This is a genomic window from Deltaproteobacteria bacterium, assembly GCA_019310525.1.
Classification (GTDB): Bacteria; Desulfobacterota; DSM-4660; order Desulfatiglandales; family HGW-15; genus JAFDEE01.
Map to the genome: position 1 here is coordinate 13574 of JAFDEE010000025.1, position 22457 is coordinate 36030.

Consider the following 22457-nt stretch of genomic DNA (forward strand, 5'->3'; position numbering starts at 1 on the left):
TAGAAAGGGTTACTGTTTTTTCCTGCACTCCGGGCAATAACCCAGCACATCCATCCTATGGTCTATGATTTGAAAGCGGTACCTCTCCTCCAGGCGCTTTTCGATATTTTTCAGCTCCTCTTCGTAAAATTCAATGACCCTCCCGCACCGAATGCAACGGAGGTGGCAGTGGTGTTCCCGGCCGTACAGGGGTTCGTAATGCATGTGTCCGTCCTGGTGCCATACTTCCTTGATGAGGCCGCATTCCAGGATAAGCGGAAGGTTGCGGTAAATGGAGGCCTTGGAAACCTTGCTGCCCTTTTTGCGAAGCCGTAGGTAGAGCTCATCTACATCGAAATGTTCCCGGCTCGCGAAGATCTCCTCGATGATCATTTCCCTTTCAGGGGTGTTCCGCAGGCCTTTCTCACCAATGAAGGAACGGAAAAGCTCTACCTCCTCTCCCATTTTGCGCTCCTATTGCAATTTATTATCAACAATAATAATGGCCGAGACCCTCTTTGTCAAGCCGGCCTACCGTGCCCCATTCCTTTTCTAACCATTGCGGGAGAAGTAACCGACGTATCCCTGGATGCAGTGGGTAATGAACAGGATTTCCCTTTCTTTTTCCCAGGGAGCCATGTCCTTGAAGGCGGCGAGGCAGGAGTCTTTCTCCAGGAGCCTGTTGATGCAGACTTCCGTAAAGGCTTCAGTCCCTTTTCTAAATTCCTCTCCAATTACCTCTTCCCAAAGGAGAAGCTGGTCCAGGGCCCTTTTTAAGAATTCGTGGGAACTCGAGGCCTTCCCGAAGTGGATATAATAGAGGGGTTGATCTTCGAAGGCGAGTAGGCGCTTAAGGCTTTCCTCGTATTTTTCGAGAAAAAAGACCGGAGGGGTGGCGGGTCGGGTATAGGGGGTCCCATTGACTTCTATGAAAATTCCGCCGGCCTCCCCGGCGAAAAGATGTCCCCTGTAAAGAAAGCTCAGGTGGTGCGCTGCGTGCCCCGGAGTTTCGATGATTGTAAGCCCCTCCACCTTTGCCTCTTTGTGTGAGAGAAGAGAAGCCTGAGGGACGGGCCGGATAGGCCCGTAAGTGTCCATTAAATCCCCAAGGACCTCCCTGCTGGCGGCTTCGAGTCTGCCGGGGGAAATGAGATGGGGGAGCCCTTTCTCGTGACAGACGATTTTGCTTTCCGGAAAGTAATCCAGGAAGCGGCCCAGGCCTCCCGCATGGTCTGCATGGATATGGCTCAGGAGGATGTAATCCACCCGATCCACTCCTCGTGTCTCCAGGGAGGATATCAACTGGTCGATGGAGTTGTTGGGTCCGACATCGATTAGAAGGTTCCGGTCTCGATCCGCGATAAGCCAGGATCCGATAAAATTTTCAAATCCTGGGCGGTCCTGTTTGAGTGGCAGTAAAACTGGTTCCATGATTCTCCTTTCATCTTCTATATCTATCGTGGGGAGGAGGCCCGGGTCCCCGCTCCTTTTCAGCATCACCTGTGCATGTGCCCGTAAAGGTCCCTGAGAATTCTTTCGGCGATCCTCGCCATCGCCCCGCTCATGGCCTCGGCTACTGCCTCGGGGGTTCTGTCCTTGCAAGGTTGTTCTTCCCGATAGGTCTTCTGGAAGATTACCCCGCGCTGGATGTTTGGTTCCCGATCGGCAATAAGGGCCACCGAGAGCGTGAGAACCGCCTTCCAGGTTTCTCCGGTGTCCCATTCGAAGAATTCGTCCACCGATCCTTCCAGGAGATAATCTGAAGGCCCCTTGCTGTCATAAGGAAGTACGGCCTTGAAAAGACCACTGGATTTGAGGTCTCTTTGGAGATAGGAGCTCACGAGGTCGCCGGGGTTCGCCCGCCACTTGTGGTAATGGTAGGTCTGTCTCCTGAAGGCTTTGTCCCTGTAAACAATGGGGATCCTGTTGTAAGGGGCCGCCACGCTGAAGCGCTGGACCCGGACTACGCACTCAAGGGGTCTAAGGCCCTCCAGGCGGGGCGGGGGATATTCAAGCGTATAGTAATCCACCTTGTTGCTGGGCTGTTCCAGGCCCAGGCAGGAAGGGAGGAGAAGGAAAAGGCCGACAATGATCACCTTAATGCGCTTGACACGGTTCATCTGGAGGACTCCTTTGGATCTTTGAAAAAGCCTGACCCCCCTGCCCGATCTTCCGCCTTCGTCACGGCTACGGCGGACCCCGGGCTGCGTCAGACTCAAACCAGGGACCCGCCCGAAGGGAGGAAGGTCAAGGCGAAGCATAGACAAATTTTAATCCTCGTTCTGTTTTTTCACGGCCTTTCGGGGTTGAAGCTCCCGGGGCGGGGGAGGTTCCCCGAAGAGCAGCCGGGAGGGATGTTCCGAGAGGGATTCGAGTAGCCGATCCAGGTTTTCACTCGCCTTTTCCAGATTTTGGGCCGTCACCATGAGGGATGCCTTGAGATCATACAGGGAATCATCCGTATCCTTGAGCAGGACCGAGCCCTTCTCAAGGAAAAGGTTGGCGTTTTTCATGGTGCGGTTGAATTCATCGAAGGCGGTGTGGAGATTTGCGCCTTCCCTTGCGAGAATGTCTTTCACCTGGGTAATGGCATCCCGGCCGTTGTCCATCATCCCGGCGGCCTTGTCAAGGGTGACGTTCAGGGATCGAGCCGCCTCTTCCACTGAAGCCAGGATGGCCTCCCATCGCTCATCCCGCAGGAGGCGGCCGGCGCTGTCAAAGGAGTCCTGGATGCTCCGGGACAGGCCCTTCAAGTCCGCATCGGATACGGCCTGGTTTAGATTGCTGATCGTGGCCTTGACCATATCCGAGATCTCCCGGAGCTTCAGGGACTTGATTTCCTGCAGAACGTCGTCCAGACCTCCGAGCAGCAGGCTGATGTCCGAGGGTTTGGAGGCCACAACGGGGTATTTGGAAGGGAAGCTCAAGGGAGGGGAGCGGTCAGGCTCTCCAGGCTTTTTACGGTCCAGTTCCACGAACATGCTCCCTGTGATACCCACGGATTTCAACTGGGCCACGATGCTGCTGTCCAGCTCTTGGCCGGATTCGATCTTCATGACGACCTGGATCAGCTTGGAATCAGGCGCCACCTCGATCCGGTCCACCCGGCCTATGGAGACGCCCCTGTATTTGACCGGAGAATCGATATCCAGGCCCTGGACGGACTCGTTGAAATAGGTGACGTAATATTGACCCTTTTCAAGGAAACGGGACATCCCCAACCAGATAACCGCAGCAACGGCCAGGGCGAGACCGCAGAACACGAAGAGACCGACGGAAAATTTCATTCTCTGGGCATTCATGGGGGAAGGTCCTTATATCCTACCTGCCTCGCGCCCATCCATAAATGTCTGATTTTTCCAACTCTCAAGTCAGGCTCAAATTTTCCCAGTTATGGATGGACACTACCTCATATTCTCAGCCTGCCGGTTGAAGAATTGCTTCACGAATCGATTCTTGCTGTGATCCTTCAGATAATGCGGGTCGCCTTCAGCGATGATCCCGCGGGCCCTTTTGTCCAGCATGATGACCCGGTGGGCCACGGTGAAAATGCTTTGCAGTTCATGGGTCACGATTACCATGGTGGTGCCCAGGTTTTGATTGATCTTGATGATCAGTTCATCGAGTCCCGCCGAGGTAACAGGATCCAGTCCCGCGGAGGGCTCATCAAAGAACAGGATTTTCGGAGTCAAGGCCATGGCCCGGGCCAGTCCGGCCCGTTTTTTCATCCCCCCGCTGATCTCGGAAGGAAGGTAATCCTCATAGCCCTCCAGGCCCACCAGTCCGAGCTTCATGGTGACCAGGGTGTCCAGGGTCTCCTTGGGAAGGTCCGTGTGTTCGAGGATTGGAAGGGCCACATTCTCCGCCAGGGTCATTGACCCCAGGAGGGCGCCGCTCTGGTAAAGGATCCCGATTTTCCTCAAGACCTTCCGGAAAGTGCCTTCGTCGCACCTGGTGATGTCGTCTCCGTCGATTATGATTTTGCCCGAGACGGGCTGGAGGAGGCCCACCATGTGTTTCAACAGGGTGCTTTTTCCACATCCGCTCCCGCCCAGCACCACAAAGATCTCTCCCTCGTAAACATCGAAGGAGACATGGTCGAGGACGATCTCTTCGCCATATCCTCCCACCAGTTCCCGGACGCTGATGATCGGCCTTCTCATCGCCCCCTTTCCCCCTCAACCCCAGTACCGAAGGATTACGGCGAAAAGGGAATCCGAAAGTATGATCAGGAATATGCTGCTCACCACGGCTGAGGTGGTGGCTTGGCCTACCCCGGCGGCGCCCCCGCTGACCCGGAATCCCCTTAGGCAGCCGATCCAGGAGATCAACAGGGCGAACACCCCGCTCTTGGCGAATCCCCAGGCCACGTCGAAAAGAGTGAGGGTCTTGATGGTCTGGCTCATGTAAGCGCTTGCCGTAAGATCCAGCATGAAGATCCCTACGATCATACCTCCTGCTATGGCGAAAAGGTCCGAGAAGAGGGTCAGGAAGGGAACGACCACAACGCTGGCGATGATCTTCGGGACCACCAGGAAACGGGTGGGATCGAACCCCATGGTGAAGAGTGCATCCACCTCCTCCGATATCTTCATGGTGCCGATTTCCGCCGCAAAGGAAGAGCCGGATCGGCCCGCCACGATGATGGCCGTCATGATGGGCCCCAGTTCGCGGACCATGGCCAGGCTCACCAGGGAGGCCACGTAGATGTTGGCGCCGAACTGCTGGAGCTGAACCGAAGACATGAAGGCCATGATGAGGCCGAGGAGGAAACTGATGAGTCCCACGATGGGGAGGGCATCCACCCCGGTTTTCTGCATGTAAAGAAAGGTGTCTTCGAGACGGAGTTTCCTGGGGTGGACCAGGATGAAGAGGAGCGCAAGGGTGACGGAGCCGAGGAAAGAGATCATGTATTTCAGATCTCCCAGGATCCTCAAAGTCCCTTCCCCCAGGCGCACGAAGGTGCCGGGACGGGGGGGCTTTCCAAATGCATGCTTCCGGCCCGCCGAATCCAGGTCGAAAAGGGAAAGGATCTCCTTGACCTTGCCGCTCGCATTCAAAAGCCGGTAACCGCCCCTCTCCGGGTGCAGGGTCTTTTTCAGTTCAAGGAGGACCAGGGCCCCGAAGTCATCAAGGTAAGAGACATCCATCAGGTCCACAGTCAGGAAAGAAGGCGGATGTTTTTTCAACCGCGGGAGCAATTCGCGGAGCAGGGGCGCCGCGCTGGAGGAGTCCAGCACGCCCTTGAAGCGAATCCTCGTGCCTTTGTCATCTTCGGTAAGGATATAGCGGAAGGGCGGCTTTTCTATGGATCGGTCGGGGATCATGGTTTTTTGAAACGAAAATTCCTCAGTCCCTCTTCATCTACGCCGTAATTTTCCTTGAGCAGTTCAACATCCATCTGAAAGATGAGCCAGCCCAAGAAACGTCCCTCCTTCGTCAATTCGAAGGCGAGTTCCAAACCCTTGCGTCCCATGGGGTGTTCCTTGCTGACCCGGTAAACCACCAGGACCCTGTGAAGGGAGTTGTCGTCTCCCTGGAATTCTATCCCTGCGTAACTGTTTCCACGCATCCGTGAGGCCTGGAAGTCTTTTTCCGGTGAATAGGCGTCGAAGACCCTTTTCCGGGGATCCAGGAGCACCAGGCCCACATAAGGGGATCGTTCGCTCTGGATCTGGAAGAACTCCTTCATTACGGCTGTGGTCTTTTCCCTGTCTCCGTTGATCATGGGCTCGGCCAGCAAGGACTTCAGGAGGAGCAGATCCCTGGCGATTTGGTCTCGGAGGCTTGACTTCTTGAGATCCACCGTCTTTTGTGTATCCACGAGGTAGGGATAGCCGAAGAACAGCCCCGCCCCTATAAGAACGAGGAGGATCAAGGGAGGCAGGATCAGGTTCCTGGCCCGTTGGTAGCGTCTCTCTAACTTCTTGACCGAGGTCACGTCCCGCCCGAGGGAGAGCACCCCCTGGCAATCGTGTTGTCCGTCGTAAAGCAAGGTCGTACTGGTGGAGACATAGCGTATGCCCATTTCGGGATGGCGTACCTTCAGGATTTTTTCCCGAACCGAATACCTGGACTCCACTTCTTCCAGGAAATCGCGGTAGGCGTGGGGTTCCTCGTAGATCTCCTCCACGTTGCGATTCTGCATCTGGGTCCAGTCCCGGCCGTATAGTTTCTCGGCGGCGGAGTTCCAGGTGAGGATCTTGCCATCCCGGTCCGTTAGAATCACGGCGTCGGGAAGCTGGTCGCAGAACTCCTTGAGTCCGAAGAGGATCTGGCTGGTCTCGTTCAGGCGGCGGGCGAGGGCCTTGGTGATGGTTTCGGCGGCGTCCGGAAAGTCCCTCAAGAACTGGGTGATCTCCTCCCTGGGGATGCAGATGACCGTTACGTCATCCCTGGCCCGGGCCGTGGCTGTCCTCTTGGAGTCAAGGAGAAAGGACATCTCCCCGAAGAGGGCCCCCTTCTCCTTGATCTCGTTGATCTTCATGTTGCCCTTGATGATTTCCAGTTCGCCGGATACCAGGATGTAGAGATCCTGTGCATCGTCCCCTTCGAGGAAGATGATGTGTCCGGCCTGGTAGTGGGTAATATACTTCTCAAGGGCCGGGTGATTGACGACCTCGTCCAGCATGGTAAATGTGCCTGAAATTTCAAATAATATTCAATCGAGTATAGAGAAAAGCCTTGCCGGAGTCAAGGACGCTCTTATAGGCGACGGGAGAGAGGGACCTTTTGCGGATCGGACACAGGGGCCGCAGGCCCCCGGGTTGACCTGGGAAAGGAAAGACCGTGCCCTGCGGGACCCTATTTAAACCCCGCGGTAGTTATGGTATGGTTGTCGTGCCGCATCCATGGGGAGGAGGTGAACATGGAGGTCAATGCTCTTCGGGTTTTCAAGCCGGGTGAAGTGATCATAGAGGAAGGCTCGAAGGGGACGTCTGCCTTTATCGTGCTCTCAGGGGCCGTTGAGGTACTCAAGAGATCGGTAAAGGGAGAGGTCTTAGTGGCAACCCTGGGAGTTGGCCAGGTCTTCGGGGAAATGGGGTTGATAGAGGATCGTCCCCGTTCGGCCACGGTAAGGGCCCTGACGGAACTCAAGGTGCGGGAGATAAATCGTGAGGATTTCAACGAACTCCTGCGGACCAAGCCGTCGGTGCTCATTCCGATCATGAAGTCCCTTTTTGAGAGGCTTCGGCAGGCGGGCGACCGGCTGGCCGCTTGCTGGGATCCGGAGGGAGAGGTGGAACGCTCCTTCGAAGTGATCATGGAGGGCCAGACCGCCGAGGCCAGAGAAGTACTCGAGGGGCGTCGTCTTCTCATCACCAAATTTCCGTTTCTCATAGGTAGAGAGGCGGAAAGTCCGGCGACGGACGTGTTTTACAATAATGATCTCTTCATCAGGGAGAGCCGACCTTATTTGGTCTCCCGTAACCACCTGGCTATCAGCAACGAGGGAGGGAGCATGTGGATCCTCGATCGGGGAAGCGCCTTCGGCACAATTGTCAACGGCCGGGAGATCGGCGGTGAGACCGGGATACTGCGCGCCCCCCTCGATAAAGAGGAAAACCAGTTGATAATCGGGCCCGCTACCTCCAGATTCATCTTTCTCCTGAAGGTCGTACCTCTGTAAACCCGACCCGCCTCCGAACCTCCAGGGGGAGAGTGGTTGGTACCCGTCAGGAATCCGATTTCCGCTCCCAAAGGCCCGAAGCCCTGGAAAGCAATCCGAATCAAGGAACAGCCAATGCCCGCATTTTCCTTTGTCCATGCCGCCGACCTTCACCTGGACACCCCCTTTTCGGCCGTTCGGCGGAATAACGAGGAACTGGGATCGGCCCTTCGCCGGGCCGCCTTCGATGCCTTTGAGGGCCTGATTCGGCTTTGCCTCGAAAAGACCGTGGATTTTCTGCTCGTAGCGGGCGATGTCTTTGACGGAGGGGAGCGGAGCATCCAGGCCCAGGTCCGCTTCAGGGCCGGGCTGGAACGTCTTTCGGAGGCCGGCATTCGGACCCTTGTGGTCCACGGGAACCACGATCCCTTGTCCAGTTGGTCCTCGAGCCTTCAATGGCCCCCGGGGGTCCATGTGTTCGGGGAGCGGTTGGAAACCGTCCCCGTCGAGAGGGAAGGGAGATTGCTGGCCCGCGTGCAGGGAATCAGCCACCCTAAAAGGGATGAGAGAAGAAACCTGGCCCGGCTCTTCAGGCGTGAGGACGCCGCCTTCCATATCGGCCTCCTCCACGCGAACGTCGGTTCCGATACCGGGCACGAACCTTATGCCCCCTGCTCCCTCGGTGACCTGAGGGAGGCCGGGATGGATTACTGGGCCCTTGGCCACGTGCATTCCCGGAGAATCCTTTCCCCGGATTCCCCGGCCGTGGTCTATCCTGGAACCATCCAGGGCCGCAATATTCGTGAGGCGGGGGAAAAGGGGTGCTATCTCGTGCGAGTGAGCGAAAGCAGGGAGATCGATCTGGAATTTCACCCCACCGATATGATCCGCTGGATCCTGCGGGAGATCCGAATCAACGGGCTGGAGACGGAACAGGATCTCCTGGAGACGCTTGAGAGGACTTGCGAGGAGATCTCTCTGGACGGGGCGGGACGTCCTGCCATCGCTCGTATCAGGCTTACCGGAAGCGGTCCCCTGCACCGCCGTCTCATGCGGCCCGAGTGGGTGGATGAGCTCCTGGAAGTGCTTCGGGAGGCGTGGATGGCCCGGGATCCCTTTCTCTGGGTGGAAAGGTTGGAGAGGGATACCTCACCGCCTGCGGACCTGGAGACCCTCGCCCGGGGAGAGGACTTCCTGGGGGAGCTGCTTCGCTATTCCCGTGCCCTGCGTAGGGAGCCGGATTTCGAGGAACGCATAAGAAGGGAATTGGCCCCCCTTTTTGAAACCCCGTGGTCGAGGAACTTCCTGGATCCTCCCGACCCGGGAAAACTGAAAGAGTTGCTTCGGGCGGCGGAGGGTATTTGTTTTGAGGAGCTTTCGGGCGGAGAGGAAATCGATTGAGACTGGAGCGGATTTACATCGACGGTTTCGGGGTGTTTCACGATCTCCTGATCGAGGGGTTGTCCCCGGGACTCACGGTATTCCTGGGGCATAACGAGTCCGGGAAGACAACGCTTCTAAGTTTTGTGCGCACCTTGCTCTTTGGTTTCCCCCGGGGAAAGGAAAATCCTTACCCTCCCCTTGCAGGCGGAATGCACGGGGGGAACGTGACCCTGACAGCGGCCGATGGGGAAGTCTACCAGGTGGAGCGCCGTCCAGGGCCTCACGGCGGGAGGGTGAATGTGTTTTGCCGCGACAGGGGAACCAGCGGGGGAAGGGAGCTCCTGGAGCGCCTCCTCGGGACGGCCAGCCGAACCCTTTACAGGAATGTGTACGCCTTCAGCCTGTCTGAACTCCAGCACTTCGAGACCCTGAATGACGCAGCGCTCCGGGAAGCCCTTTACAGCGCCGGGGCCGGCCTGGATTCCCATGTGCTGAACAGTTTCAAGGGCAGGCTTGAGAAATGGGAGGATCGTCTTTACAAGCCCAGGGGAAACAAGCCCCGGATCAACAGCCTTCTCCGGCGCCTCAGGGAAATCCGGAAGGAAAAGCAGGCCCTCCATGGAAATCTGGACCGCTACGACGAGATCAGGTCCAGGATCCCGGAATTGGAAGGGAAAATCGCGAAGATCGAGGAAGAGCGTATAGGCCTTTCCCGGGACCTGGGAAGGATCGAGACGAGGATTCGGGCCTGGCAGGACTGGGTCCATATCCGGGTGACCGCCGAGAAACTGGAGTCCCTCCCCACCATAGATGATTTCCCGGCCGACGGAGTCGCCCGGCTCGACACCCTGTCGGCCCGGCTCGCGGACGTGGAAAAGAGCCGTCTTGAGAAGCAGGAAGACCTGGAACGCCTGGAGGGGGATCTTTCGGACCTCAAACGGGATCCCGGGATCCTGGCCCTGAAGGAGGAAATTGGACGGATCCAGATGGGACAGGGGCGATTCGAGGCCCTTTGCCAGGAGCTTCAAAGTTTAAGGCTGGAGATCGCCGGGGCGGAAAGGCGCCTGCAGGAAGACTTGGAACGATTGGGCCCTGGATGGGGAGAGGACAGGATCCTCTCCTTTGATCTTTCCATCGCCCTGGCAGAGGAGGTCCGGCGCCAAGGGCAGGCCCTTGCCCGGGCCGAGAGGGAACTTCAGGGAAGACGGGCGGTTCATGAAGGCATCGTCTCCCGATTGCGGGAGGCGGAGGAGGCCTTCGGGGTTCTTCAAGCTGGGTTGAGGGGTGACTGGGAGCGGCTGGAAGAGAAGGAGAGGGCTTGTCGCCGCCTGGCCCGTTTTCAACATCGCCTGGAATTCCTGGAAAGGGATCTCGGTCACCTAAAGGAACGCCTGGAAGAGTGCCGGGAAGAGCAGGAATCCCTCTTGGGGGCCCTTGAAACAGGGAAAGGGAGGCAGCGCCTGATCCCCCTTCTCTTGGCCCTGGGCCTCCTGGCGTTGGCCTGGGCCGCATACGGGAGAGAAGTGGCTCCGGAGGTCTTGTTGCCGGGGATCCTTTTGCTCCTTGCCCTTCTGTTCTGGGTGTTCCGGCGGGAGACACCAGGGCTGGCGCGAATCCAGGCTCGCCTCCGGGACCTGAAGGGTAGGGTGGAGGACCTGGAGGAAAGGAAGTCATCCGCTGAGAAGGAGAGGGAGTCGATCCTCGAGGAGATGGATAAGTTTGCCCGGATCCTGGGAGTGGGGGAGGTTCCGGATCCCGGGGTGCTCGAGGAGATCGAGCGGGGCCTGGCGGATCAGGCCGATGCCCGAAAGGCATGGCGGCGGGCACAGGAAGAAGTGGATCGGATCCGACGGAGGCGGGAAGAGTCCCTGGCAGAGCTCGAGGCCGAGACGTCGAGGTGGGAGGAGATCCAGGGGAGGTGGGAGCGCTGGCTGGAGGAAAGGGGCCTGGACCCGGGTCTTACGCCGGAAGGAGCCTTGGAGGTGATTGGGTTGATCCGATCCTGCCGGGAGCAGATCCAGTCCCTGGAACGCCTCAGGGATCGCCTTGGGGCCGCGGAGGAGGAAAGGTCCGTTTACGTGTCCCTGGTCAATGAGGTCATGGCCCGCAGCGGGGAGGTTCCGGGAACAGGTAAAGACATAGAGGGCAGGGTCCAGGGAATCGTCGAGAGATACCGGGAGGCTGAACAGGCCGAGCAGAGGTGGATCCTGATCACCAGAGAGATCTCTTTGTGCCGTGAATCCATGAAGCGGCTGCAGGAGCGTGCCGCCGCCCTCGAGGCCCGGATCAGTGACCTCCTGGCCGCAGGAGGAGCCGATCATGAAGAGGAATTCCGAAAAAGGGCCGGGATTTTCGAGAAACGCAGAGCCCTGGAAGGGGAACTGGAGATTCACAAGGACAACCTGAAACGCCTCGCCGGGCATTCAGAAGACCTGGCGGCTCTGGAGAAGAATCTTTCGGAAACCAGCCTGGAAGAGCTGGAGCGGAGTCGAGCCGAACTTGCGGAAAGAATGGGGGAGTTGGTCGAGATCCGGGACCTCCTGAAGAAGGAACAAGCGACCCTGGAAGAACAGGCCCGCCAATTGATCCGCGATGACCGGATGTCCGCCCTCCGCTCTGAGGAGGAAGACCTACGGGCCGAACTGGCCGAACTGGCCGAGCAGTGGGCGGTGATCAGGATCGCCCGCAATCTGTTGCAGGGCGCCGCCCAGCGTTATGAGAGGGAACGCCAGCCCGCGGTGATCAGGGAGGCAGGACGCTTTTTCAAAATCCTCACCCTAGGCGCCTATTCCGCCATCGTGGCCCCTTTGGGGGAAGACCGTATCCATGTCGTCCGCAGGGATGGAGGCCGAAGGGAGATCGGAGAGTTGAGCCGGGGCACGGCAGAGCAGCTTTACCTGTCCCTCCGGTTCGGTTTCATCCGGGAATTTTCCCGCCGCTCCGAACCCCTGCCCGTCATCATGGACGACATCCTGGTCAATTTCGATCCTCCGAGGGCGAGGGCGGCCGCAAGGGCCATTTCCGAGCTATCCCTGGAACACCAAACCCTTTTCTTTACGTGCCACCCGGTTCTCGCCGGCCTGTTCAAGGAACTGGATCAACGGATTCCGGTACTGGAAATCTCGGAAGGAAAGATAAAGGGGCACGGGGAGTGATACTCTCCTGTGCCATGGTCCCGGACCGTAAAAAGAGGGCCGGGGTTACAACTCCTCCGGGGTGAAAGTCACCACGTCGTCGATCCTGCCTGTGTCCCCGAAGAACATAACCAGCCTGTCCACCCCCAGAGCGATGCCTGCCGAGGGAGGCATCCGGGGAAGGTCCTCGAGGAACCTTTCAGGGAGGGGATAGGTTTTTTTTCCGAGGGAGGCCCGTTTTTCCCTCTCCCGCAGGAAACGTTCTTCCTGTTCCCGGGCGTCCGTCAGCTCTGTGAAGGCGTTGGCCAGTTCAAGGCCGCCGCCAAGGTAAAGTTCGAAGCGCTCGGCCACCCCGTCCTCTCCCGGCTTGAGCCGCGAGAGGGCGGCCAGGGGGGCGGGGTAGTCGTAAAGGAAGACCGGCTTTGGGGAACCCAGGTGGGGTTCGATCTCAAGGGCCAGGATTTCATCGAAGCGCCCCGATTCCAGCGCCTCCTCCACGGAAATATGAGCGTACCGCTCGAAGGCCGCCCCAAGCGTCAGGCGTTCCCAGGGCCTCTCCAGTTTGACTTCCCTGCCCTGGTAGGTGAGCACCTCTCCGTGGCCGAGGTATTCGGCCACGAAACGGATCAATTCCTCGCACTCTTTCATGAGGTCTGTGTAATCGAATCCCGCGCGGTACCATTCCAAGAGGGTGAATTCCGGGAGATGAAGTCCTCCACGCTCTCCCTCTCGGAAACACTTGGCGATCTGGAAGATCCGGGGATAGCCTGCGGAAAGGAGCCGTTTCATGCAGAGTTCGGGAGAGGTATGAAGGAAGGCGCCGCCCGCCGCGACGGCGTCGATGTGAAGCTCCGGGGCGGGGGCGGGAATCAGGTAAGGGGTTTCGACCTCCAGGTATCCTCTCTTGGTGAAAAACACCCGCAAGGCCTGAAGAACCCGGGCGCGCAATTGGAGCAGAGACTTCCTGGCCAAGAGCCGCTCCGGGTCCGCTCCTGTGGCGTTATTCCTTGACGCGGGTGACATACTCCCCGGTTCGGGTGTCCACGGTGATTTTCGTTCCTTCCTCTATGAAAGGCGGGACCCGTAAAACATAACCGGTTTCGGTGGTCACGGGCTTGCTGTCACCCGAAACCGAGTCTCCCTTCACCCAAGGGTCGGCCTTGGTTACGGTGAGGTCCACGAAGTTGGGCAGCGTGATTCCGATGGGCCTCTCTCCAAAAAGGAGGATGTCCACCTCGAGGTTGTCGATCAGAAAATTCTTGGCCTCGCCCACCTGGTCCTCCGACAGCATGATCTGCTCGTAGTTCTCCACGTCCATGAAGTAGTATTCCTGCTCCTGGTTGTAGAGGTACTGCATTTTCCTCTCTTCCAGGTCAGCCGGTTCGAAGGTGTCCACGGAGCGGAAGGTCCGATCGACGATCACGCCCGTGATCATGTTTTTAAGCTTGCATCTGTACAAAGCCTGCCCTTTTCCGGGCTTGGAAAACTGAAAATCGATGATTACGTAAGGTTCATCGTCGAACTGTAATTTCAGGCCCTTTCTCAAATCACTCGCGTTGTACATGGCAGACTTCCTTTTTTTAAGATCCCACTCGGGGGATGGAACACAGTAAAATCGACGCCCTGGGTTATGACCTGACAGGGGGAATTTCCATCAAATTTTTAACGGGTTCAAGTTTGTTTGTGGGACCAAGTGATTTTTGTAATGAAAACCCGGCTTTAAGATTGGTGAATATATGAGAGGGAATGTTCGGTGTCAAGGCCAAAAGGCGGGAGGGCGGGGTGTTGACAAAAGGGAAGGGGTCGCTTAAAAGGAGCGGGGTTTCAAGGGAATCCAACCCTTAACCCTTGAAAACAACCGTACTTAAGAAAAACTAAAGGGGCCGCCCCGATGGTTGAGGGGTGGCTTCTTTCATTGGAGGCGTCCTTGCCGGCGCCCGTTGGAATACAGTGGCGAGGTGACTATTGATGAAAATCGGTCTGGTTGGACTTCAAAATTCAGGAAAAACAACGATCTTCAATGCCTTGACGCGCTCGGAGGCCCGGGTGGCGGCCTATTCGGAGGCCGGGGTTGGACCGAATCTCGCGGTTCTCGATGTCCCTGACAGCCGGGTGGACCGCCTGGCGGAGATCTACCGGCCCGAAAAGACGGTTTACGCCGCCCTGGAGCTGGTGGACTTTGGGGGCCTTACCGAGGGCGCAGCGAAAAGCGAGCTGTTCTCGGGGGCCGCGATGGCGCAGATCCGTAACATGGACGCCTTGGCCCATGTGGTCAGGAATTTCCCGGACGGCTCGGGTGCAGAACCCACCCCACTCCAAGATATCCAAAAGTTGGACGAAGAGTTCCTCCTCTCTGATCTTGTCGTGGCGGAAGGGAGGCTCGAACGGATCGAGCAGGGCTACCGGCGGGGACAGAAGTCAAATGCCCTGTTGCGGGAGGAGAAGATCCTCCGTAAGGTTCAAGCCCATCTTGCAGGAGACGAACCCCTTCGCACCCTGGACCTTGACCGGGACGAAGAGAAGGTCATCCGCGGCTTCCAGTTCCTGACCCGAAAGCCCATGATGGTCATCCTCAATTCGAGTGAATCCGGCTTCGGAAAAAACGGGGATCTGCTGGAAGAGATTGAAGATTCATACAAGGTGGTGGAATTCGCGGGACATTTCGAAATGGAACTATCCCGGCTGGAGGATGAGGAAGAGATTCGACTTTTCATGGAGGACATGGGGATCGAGGTCTCCGTGAGGGACCGCCTGTGCCGGGCGGCCTATGAGCTCCTCGGGTACATCAGCTTCTTCACCGTGGGAAAGGATGAGGTTAGGGCCTGGAACATCCGGAAAGGTGGGACCGCCCTGGAGGCGGCAGGCATCATCCATTCGGATCTGGCCAGGGGCTTCATACGGGCGGAGTGTTTCTCCTACCAGGACCTGATCGAATGCGGGTCGGAGAAGGAGGTGCGAAGCCGCGGGCTGCTGCGCCTCGAGGGACGTACATACAGGGTCAAGGACGGCGATATCCTGAACATCCGGTTCAACGTCTAGCTCCCGGCCGAGGGGAGGGTCAGGATCAAGAGAAACCCCTCGCCCGCAGGCCTATTCCATCCTGATAAGTCTTCTCAGGTTTTCTCCCAGGATCTTCTCCTTTGCCTCTTTCCCAAGGGGAAGGGAGAGTACTTTTTGAAGTTCCCTTTCCATGGTCCCGAAGGGGACGTCGGAACCGAAGAGGATCCTTTCAGGTCCGATCCTCCGGGCGAATTCGGCCAAGATGGAAGGAGCAGCCAGGGCCGTGTCGAAGTGGACGTTCTCGTCATCCTTGAAATGATCCAGGAAATCCATGGGATCGCCCCCGAGCATTCCCAGGTGGGGAATAATGACCTTCAGGGTTCGGGTCATGTCGACGAAGGCCCGGGTGAAGGCGAGTTCTTCTTCCACAATGATGGGAAGATCGATCGCCTCGGATCGCTCGATGAAGTCCCGGAGCCCGGGATCCTTCAGGACCTCGTAATTGGAAGCGGCGTCCTGGATGCCCCGCATCCAATGCCACTTCCCGCCGCGGTATCCCTTTTCCACCGGGATGGGGCGGAGATCTTCCGGAATATAGTAATAGGGAATGAACGCCCCCACCTTTTCGCATTCCTCCAAGATATCCCCATTGACGCCTTCATGGGCCAGGGCCTGGGAAGGAAAAGGAAAGACCACGATACGGTCCACCCCGCATTTTTCCGCCTGTTCCAGCAAGTTCTCCGTACTCACGCGGATGCCGAGGGTTACCGAAGGACCCCAGTGGGTATGAGAATCGATTATTTCCATCAGCACTCCTTGTAGAAGGCTCAGACTTGAACCGTGATGCCGGATCCCAGATCGGTGATCACGGAAAGATCGCTCCGGGATGGGATTGGGTCCCCAGTGTATCGGAACGGGAATGCCGCATTCAAGGAAAAAGAGGAGGGCGGAGGCCTGTCGGCCTCCCGGAGATGCGAGCGCTTCAAATTCCTTGCAATGACCGGTGAAATCCTGTAAGTAGGCCTTACAATTTTCCGGCAAAGGAGGGGGAGATGAAGGTATTGGTCACGTATTATTCCGAGACGGGAAACACGGAGAAACTGGCTAAGGCGATCTTCGAGGGCGCCGGTCGCGTCGACAAGGAGTTGATGCCGATCGACCAGGTGGGAGACCTCGAAAAGTACGAGCTCATCTTTTGCGGATTTCCCGTCCATTCCAGCAGCGTTCCGGGCAAGGTGCAGGAATTTCTGAAACGACTCCCGGAAGGTAAGAAGCTGGCCCTCTTCGCCACCCACGGATCCCTCCGCGGAGGCCAACTGGCTACCACCGCCTTTGACTACGCAACAAGCCTGGCAAAGAATACCCGGGTTATCGGAACCTTCGGATGCAGAGGAAAGGTCAAGCAGGACCTCCTCGAGGCCCTGCTCCAGAAGCCCGAACACAGGGCCTGGGCCGAGGAGGCCCAGAGCAGCGCTGCGACCCATCCTGACGACGGAGACCTGGAAGACGGGAAGAACTTCGCCCAAAGGGTTATGGACAAGGCCCATTTCGGAAAGGACTAGCGGGTTGTTGAAAAACTGCTGCGCTTTTTTGCCTCATTCGGCCTTGCTTCAACAACGCTCGCTACGTTTTTCAACAACCTGCTAAACCTGCGCCACGCAGAGAGGTGTATTGCGCTGGCAGGTGCTGAGATCGGGCAAAGTCAGGCGTTTTGTAAAGACTTTCCGCTCCCTTTAAAGCGGAAACGAGGATTATCGCTGTTTCCATATGTGCACTCTTCCTCCACCGGTGCAGGGAAGAAGAGAAATCAGGTGGAGTGGATGAGCGTCTGCGGTTCTTTTCAGCGGCAGGAGGGATATCGATTGACACCTGCAAGCTTTTTACCCTATACTCCTCCTTCAAGTTGCTTTTCCGCCGCTATTGTCAATCCCTTCACTTTTCTTGGAACCTCGTGAATGGATTCCGTTCCGGGATCCGAGCACTTGTTTTGTCAACTCCGTAATCTCACCAAACAACCAGAGAAAGGGAGGAGTTATCATGGATAAGACAAGAGGGACGGACAAGGGTATGGATAGAAGAACCTTTATCAAGGTCGCGGGTATGACAGGTTTGGGCCTGACGGCCACGACATTCGGCGTCCCCACCCTGCTCAGGGCCAAGCCCAAGACCATCAAGATCGGCTCCATTCAGCCCGCCACCGGACCCCTGGCCGTGATCGGGCAGGCCCAGCGCAAGGGCAACCAGTTGGCCGTGGATCTTATTAACTCCAGGGGCGGTATCCGTTCCTTGGGCGGGGCCAAGTTGGAACTCCTCCTGGGGGATAGTGAAAGCAAGCCCGAGGTCGGTAGATCCGAAGCCGACCGTCTGATCAGGGAAGGTGCCGCGGTGCTGGTGGGACCTTTTCAGAGCGGTGTCGCCATGGCGATCGCAACCCTTGCGGAGCAGCGCGGTGTTCCCTTTGTGATGGACGTGGCGGCGTTGGATGCCATCACCCAAAAAGGATACAAGCATGTCTTTCGGGTTTTTATCACGGCTAGAGGCCTTGTGGGCGGGGCCATCAAATACTACAAGATGGTCACTGAATCCACGGGCGTTATCCCCAAACGGGCCGTAGTCACCAACACGGCCGATCCCTTCGGCAAGGGCATGTCGGGGGGCTTCCTGAAGGCCATGGAAAAGTCCGGGCTGCCGGTCAAAATCGTCGAACGGATCCAGTATCCCTTGGGTATCCAGGATCTTTCCGCCGAGGTGGCCAAGATAAAGGCGGCCAAGCCCGATATCCTTTTCCCGGTCTCCCGGATCGGTGACAGCGTCATCCTCGTGCGGGAATTGTACAAGCAGAAGGTCCCGCTGATGGGAATTTTCGGCCCCGGGTCTCCAGGGTGGTACGAGCCGGAATTCGTCAAGGACGTGGGAAAGCTGGCCCTCTATGTCATGACCAACGTGCCATGGATCAATCCATTGAGCCCCGTATACCAGAAGGCCAACGCCGCCTGGCAGAAAAAATACGGAGGCTACCTGGACACCAACTCGGCTTATGCCTACACAGGCATCTTGGTCGTTGCGGATGCCCTGGAGCGGGCCGGATCCACGGATACCGACAAGATTCTGGCGGCCCTGAAGCAGACCAACTTCAAGGATCATCCCGTAGTGGGAGGCCCGGTGCGCTTTGACGAAAAGGGCGATAACACCGGGGCCATGACGGCCCTTGTGCAGGTTCAGCCCGATCCGGATCCCCTCAAGCGGGTCAAGGTCGTGCTGCCCAAGGAATTCGCCCAGTCCGACAAGATCGTCTTCCCCGCACCCCAGCTCTGGGAACGGTAGCCATGGACGTCACCCTGGCCTTACAACTGCTTGTGCAGGGGGTTTTGCTGGGAGGGATCTATGGCCTGATCGCCATGGGTCTCTCCCTGATCTTCGGCGTCATGGGGGTGATCAATTTCGCCCACGGCCAGATGATGGTTATGGGCATGTACGTGTCCTACTGGATCTTTGTGCTCCTGGGGATCGATCCTTATGTCTCCCTTGTGGTGGTGGCGGCCGGCACCTTCCTCTTGGGGTATGCCATCCAGTCCTCTGTGGTGAACCGTATCCTGGATTACCCTGAGGCCATGCAGGTCCTTCCCTTGGTGGCCATGGGGCTGATCCTGGAGAACACCGCACTCCTCCTCTGGGGCCCGGATCACCGGAGTCCCCAGACGGCCCTCGGTCTCGAGGCCCTCTGGATCGGGCCGGTAATGGTGGATGTTTCCCGTCTCATAGCCTTTGCCCTGGCCATTCTTATCACAAGTCTGATCTTCTTCTTCCTCAAGAAGACGGATATCGGTAAGAGCATCCGGGCCGCGGCGGACAACCGAACCGGGGCGATCCTGGTGGGTATCGACGTTAACCGGATCTTCAACATAGCTTTCGGCATCGGCGCGGCGAGCACCGGCGCCGCGGGCGCCCTCCTCCTTCCCCTCATGCCCGTATCCCCCCACATGGGCCACGACTTTACCCTGACCGCCTTCATCGTGGTGATCCTGGGCGGCCTGGGAAATCTCATGGGCGCCCTGATCGGGGGACTTATTCTGGGCGTGACCGAGTCCTTGTCTACTCTCCTGCTGCCCGCCACCCTCAAGCAGGTGGTCAGTTTCAGTATCCTTGTCCTTATCATGATCTTCAGGCCCCGGGGCCTGTTCGGGGGGAAGAAATGAATCGACTCCTTTTGTTCCTGTCTTCGATCTTGGCGATCCTCCTGGTTCTCCCCCTGTTCCTGGATAAGTACGCCCTCGGCATCTTCGTGATGATCTTTTTCTATGCTTACCTGGGCCAGTCCTGGAATGTGCTCACGGGGTACACGGGGCATATTTCCCTGGGCCATGCTCTGTACGTGGGGATAGGGGCATATACCACAACCTTCCTGGCCAAGGATTTCGGCCTGACTCCCTGGGCGGGCATGGTGGCCGGGGGAGTCATTGCCGTTATTGTCGCCTTGTTCCTGGGGTTCCTGGGCTTCCGCTTCGGCCTGAGGGGCGTATACTTCGTCATCATGACCATTGCTTTCGCAGAAATTGCGCGCCTCATCGTCTCCCACGTGGAGGCCCTGGGGTCTTTTTCAGGAATCTTTATTGATTTCAGCCCTTCCTTCTGGAACTTCCAGTTCAGGGGAAACATCCCGTACTATTATATTTCCCTGGGCCTAATGGTGGGTTCCCTCGTCGTGGTGCGCCTGCTCGAGGTATCCCGACTGGGCCGCTTCATGGTGGCCATCAGGGAGGATGAGGAAGCGGCCCAGTCCCTCGGTGTCAATACTTTCAGGATCAACATGATCGCCATTTCCATCAGCGCCTTTATGACCTCCATCGCCGGGGCCTTTTACGCCAATTACATTTTCTACCTTCATCCCAACACCCTTTTCGGAATGGGCCTCAGCATCGAGCTGATCCTGCGCCCGATCGTCGGGGGTCTGGGGACCCTCTTCGGGCCCATCATCGGGTCCTTCATCCTGACTCCCCTCTCTGAGATCTCGAGGGCCTACTTCGCCAAGGGTGGACTTGAAGGGCTTCACCTGATCCTTTACGGGGTTCTGACCATCCTGGTTGTCCTTTTCATGCCCAAGGGGATCATTGTTTATGTCAGGCGGGCCTTGCGCCCCGTCCTTGAACCGGGAAAGGCAAAGCAGGGGGTGTGAGCGGTGGGTATACTGGATACGGTTCAATTGACGAAACGTTTCGGGGGCCTTCAGGCCGTGGTGGATCTGACCATCGAACTGAATGACGGGGAGATCCTGGGGCTTATCGGTCCCAACGGGGCGGGAAAGACCACCGTCTTCAACTGCCTGAGTGGTTTCCTGGCTCCTGACGAGGGAACGATTTTATTTCACGGGGAACCCATCCGGGGGCTTCAACCCTTCCAGATCTCCCTGATGGGCCTGGCCCGGACATTTCAGATCGTAAAGCCCTTCCTCACCATCCCGGTCCTGGACAACGTGTTGATAGGGGCCCTTACGAGGGAAAAATCCATCAAAAAGGCCCGTTCCCAGGCCATGGAGATCCTGGAATTCACGGGCCTCACCCCTTACGCCGACAAGGAGGCCCAGGGACTTCCCTTACCCCTCAGGAAGCGTCTGGAACTGGCCCGGGCCCTCGCCACCCAGCCCGACGTGCTTCTACTGGACGAGGTGATGGCGGGACTCAATCCCACGGAGGTGGACGAGCTGATCGAACTCATCCGGGAGATCAACCAGCAGGGGATCAGCATTCTCCTGATCGAGCACGTGATGCGAGGGGTCATGGCTCTCTCCGAGCGGATGGTGGTCATCAACTACGGGAGGAAAATCGCCGAAGGATCGCCCCAGGAGGTCGTGAAGGACCAGGGGGTCATCGAGGCCTACCTTGGAAAGGAGTTTCTGGGTGCTCAAGGTTGAGGACATCTACGTAACTTACGGTGATCTGCAGGCCCTGAGGGGTGTCACCCTGGAGGTGGATCCGGGAGAGATCGTTTCCGTGATCGGTTCCAACGGGGCCGGGAAATCCACCCTGTTGATATCCATATCCGGCGTGATTCGGCCCCGTAAAGGCCGTATCAGCTTCAAGGGGCAGGAGATTTCCAGGGTCTCTTCCCGCCGGATCGTGGAACTCGGCATCAGCCACGTTCCCGAGGGACGACAACTCTTCCCTACCATGACCGTCCTGGAAAACCTGGAACTGGGGGCCCAGTTTCCCAGGACCAAGAAAGTACGGCGGGAGACCCTGGATCAGATCTTCAACTTTTTCCCCAGGCTCAAGGAAAGGGTGAAGCAGAAGGCAGGGACCCTGAGCGGGGGAGAGCAGCAGATGCTGGCCATCGGCAGGGGTCTGATGTCCCTGCCGGAGCTGATGATGCTGGATGAACCCTCCCTCGGACTGGCCCCTGTGCTGGTGAGCACCATCTTCGAGATTATCAGGAAGATTCACCAGCAGGGCACGGCCATCCTCTTGATCGAACAGAACGTCTTCCATGCCCTGAACCTTTCCAACCGGGGCTATGTGCTGGAGAATGGAGAGATCGCCGTGAGCGGAAAAGGGAAAGAACTGCTGGAGAATCCTCATATCCGGAAAACCTACCTGGGACTGTGAACCGAATGGGAGAAGGGATTATGACGATGATGAAGCACTTTGTAATTCAAGAAGTAGAGCCGCGAAAACCTGCCGATGGAGTAGAGATCCGGCCGATATCCGGGGAGAGAATGACCATGGCCTTCTTCCATCTCGCACCGGGATCCAAGATGCCGGAGCACTCCCATCCCCACGAGCAGATAGGGACGGTCTTGAAGGGTTCCGTGACCCTGGTGATCGGCGGCGAAGAGACCCTGATCGAGGCGGGCGGCGCCTACATCATTCCTCCCAATGTCACCCACGGCGGCAGGTGTGGTGACACGGCCACGGAGTTGATCGAGGTGTTCTCGCCGGTACGGGAAGATTTGAAGTAAGGCCCAAGATCCCACCTTTCCTTCTTTACTCCTCATGAAAATTTGTGGGTGGATGTTTTAGGGTAGCCGAAATAACAAAGGTTTACCCGCCAGCAGTTTGGCGGGCAAACCTAGGGGGGCTATTCCCTGGAAGGATGGTTCAAGCAAGGGCCATCGGCCATTCGGGGGCTGTTATCGAAATGAAGTACTCACCGGGTGTTATGGAAACGGAAGGGGCATGTGGATCTTTTCCTCGTTCCCGAGTCTCCCGGCCTGGTTATTTCAAGGGGTTAGGGACGGGGGAGTTTTGCCCCCTCCGCCGATCTCCCGCTTTTAGAAGCGGGAGCCGGGGTTTCCCCCATCCCTAACCCCCTGAAATAACGAAGGTTTACCTGCTGCTGTCTGGCAGGCCTCCCGACAG

21 protein-coding genes are annotated in these 22457 nt (G+C 57.6%); 11 read left to right on the forward strand and 10 right to left on the reverse strand.

Annotated features, from left to right (window positions below):
* Positions 1-9: 9 nt before the first annotated feature.
* The 7 genes from JRF57_06365 to JRF57_06395 form a co-directional block, all read right to left on the reverse strand.
* Positions 10-444 carry a transcriptional repressor gene (locus tag JRF57_06365; protein MBW2303323.1) on the reverse strand — a complete coding sequence of 145 codons (435 nt, stop codon included), beginning with the start codon at positions 442-444 and terminating at the stop codon, positions 10-12.
* An 87-nt stretch (positions 445-531) separates the two neighbouring features.
* On the reverse strand, positions 532-1410 hold the full coding sequence (locus tag JRF57_06370; GenBank protein MBW2303324.1) for an MBL fold metallo-hydrolase: 879 nt from the start codon (positions 1408-1410) through the stop codon (positions 532-534).
* A gap of 65 nt (positions 1411-1475) precedes the next feature.
* Entirely contained in the window at positions 1476-2099 is a 624-nt protein-coding gene (locus tag JRF57_06375; GenBank protein MBW2303325.1) for a membrane integrity-associated transporter subunit PqiC, read from the reverse strand.
* Positions 2100-2249: 150 nt separating this feature from the next.
* Positions 2250-3266, reverse strand: coding sequence for an MCE family protein (locus JRF57_06380; protein MBW2303326.1), 1017 nt, complete (start codon positions 3264-3266; stop codon positions 2250-2252).
* A 117-nt stretch (positions 3267-3383) separates the two neighbouring features.
* A complete protein-coding gene (locus JRF57_06385; GenBank protein ID MBW2303327.1) occupies positions 3384-4142 on the reverse strand; it encodes an ATP-binding cassette domain-containing protein in 759 nt (252 codons plus the stop codon).
* Positions 4143-4157: 15 nt separating this feature from the next.
* Positions 4158-5306 carry an MlaE family lipid ABC transporter permease subunit gene (locus tag JRF57_06390; protein MBW2303328.1) on the reverse strand — a complete coding sequence of 383 codons (1149 nt, stop codon included), beginning with the start codon at positions 5304-5306 and terminating at the stop codon, positions 4158-4160.
* Complete coding sequence (locus tag JRF57_06395; GenBank protein ID MBW2303329.1) at positions 5303-6610, reverse strand: cyclic nucleotide-binding domain-containing protein; 1308 nt, start codon at positions 6608-6610, stop codon at positions 5303-5305. The genes JRF57_06390 and JRF57_06395 overlap by 4 nt, the downstream gene beginning before the upstream one ends.
* 237 nt (positions 6611-6847) lie before the next feature.
* Between JRF57_06395 and JRF57_06400 the strand changes: the two genes are divergently transcribed.
* From JRF57_06400 to JRF57_06410, 3 genes are all read left to right on the forward strand, one after another.
* A complete protein-coding gene (locus JRF57_06400; protein MBW2303330.1) occupies positions 6848-7609 on the forward strand; it encodes a cyclic nucleotide-binding domain-containing protein in 762 nt (253 codons plus the stop codon).
* 114 nt (positions 7610-7723) lie between these two features.
* Complete coding sequence (locus JRF57_06405; GenBank protein ID MBW2303331.1) at positions 7724-8989, forward strand: DNA repair exonuclease; 1266 nt, start codon at positions 7724-7726, stop codon at positions 8987-8989.
* Entirely contained in the window at positions 8986-12126 is a 3141-nt protein-coding gene (locus JRF57_06410; protein ID MBW2303332.1) for an AAA family ATPase, read from the forward strand. Before JRF57_06405 ends, JRF57_06410 begins: the two co-directional genes overlap by 4 nt.
* Positions 12127-12171: 45 nt before the next feature.
* Here the strand turns inward: JRF57_06410 and genX are convergent, their stop codons facing one another.
* Together genX and efp are read right to left on the reverse strand one after the other, a co-directional pair.
* Entirely contained in the window at positions 12172-13128 is a 957-nt protein-coding gene (gene genX, locus JRF57_06415) for an EF-P lysine aminoacylase GenX (protein MBW2303333.1), read from the reverse strand.
* On the reverse strand, positions 13106-13669 hold the full coding sequence (gene efp, locus JRF57_06420; GenBank protein ID MBW2303334.1) for an elongation factor P: 564 nt from the start codon (positions 13667-13669) through the stop codon (positions 13106-13108). The genes genX and efp overlap by 23 nt, the downstream gene beginning before the upstream one ends.
* 404 nt (positions 13670-14073) lie before the next feature.
* Here efp and ychF point away from each other — a divergent pair, with 404 nt between their 5' ends.
* Complete coding sequence (ychF, locus tag JRF57_06425; GenBank protein ID MBW2303335.1) at positions 14074-15144, forward strand: redox-regulated ATPase YchF; 1071 nt, start codon at positions 14074-14076, stop codon at positions 15142-15144.
* Positions 15145-15195: 51 nt separating this feature from the next.
* Here ychF and JRF57_06430 read toward each other — a convergent pair whose 3' ends face one another.
* Positions 15196-15912 carry an amidohydrolase family protein gene (locus JRF57_06430; GenBank protein MBW2303336.1) on the reverse strand — a complete coding sequence of 239 codons (717 nt, stop codon included), beginning with the start codon at positions 15910-15912 and terminating at the stop codon, positions 15196-15198.
* A gap of 245 nt (positions 15913-16157) precedes the next feature.
* On the opposite strand from JRF57_06430, the gene JRF57_06435 reads away from it, so the two are divergent.
* The 7 genes from JRF57_06435 (at position 16158) to JRF57_06465 (ending at position 22057) form a co-directional block, all read left to right on the forward strand.
* Positions 16158-16667, forward strand: a complete 510-nt coding sequence (locus JRF57_06435) for a flavodoxin domain-containing protein (GenBank protein MBW2303337.1) — start codon at positions 16158-16160, stop codon at positions 16665-16667.
* A gap of 475 nt (positions 16668-17142) precedes the next feature.
* Positions 17143-18429 (forward strand): ABC transporter substrate-binding protein, encoded by a 1287-nt coding sequence (locus JRF57_06440; protein MBW2303338.1) that lies wholly within the window; start codon positions 17143-17145, stop codon positions 18427-18429.
* 2 nt (positions 18430-18431) lie between these two features.
* Complete coding sequence (locus tag JRF57_06445; protein MBW2303339.1) at positions 18432-19301, forward strand: branched-chain amino acid ABC transporter permease; 870 nt, start codon at positions 18432-18434, stop codon at positions 19299-19301.
* Positions 19298-20278 carry a branched-chain amino acid ABC transporter permease gene (locus JRF57_06450; GenBank protein ID MBW2303340.1) on the forward strand — a complete coding sequence of 327 codons (981 nt, stop codon included), beginning with the start codon at positions 19298-19300 and terminating at the stop codon, positions 20276-20278. The genes JRF57_06445 and JRF57_06450 overlap by 4 nt, the downstream gene beginning before the upstream one ends.
* Before the next feature lie 3 nt (positions 20279-20281).
* Entirely contained in the window at positions 20282-21013 is a 732-nt protein-coding gene (locus JRF57_06455; GenBank protein MBW2303341.1) for an ABC transporter ATP-binding protein, read from the forward strand.
* A complete protein-coding gene (locus tag JRF57_06460) occupies positions 21000-21704 on the forward strand; it encodes an ABC transporter ATP-binding protein (GenBank protein MBW2303342.1) in 705 nt (234 codons plus the stop codon). Before JRF57_06455 ends, JRF57_06460 begins: the two co-directional genes overlap by 14 nt.
* A gap of 20 nt (positions 21705-21724) precedes the next feature.
* Entirely contained in the window at positions 21725-22057 is a 333-nt protein-coding gene (locus JRF57_06465) for a cupin domain-containing protein (GenBank protein MBW2303343.1), read from the forward strand.
* The last annotated feature ends 400 nt before the right edge of the window (positions 22058-22457 follow it).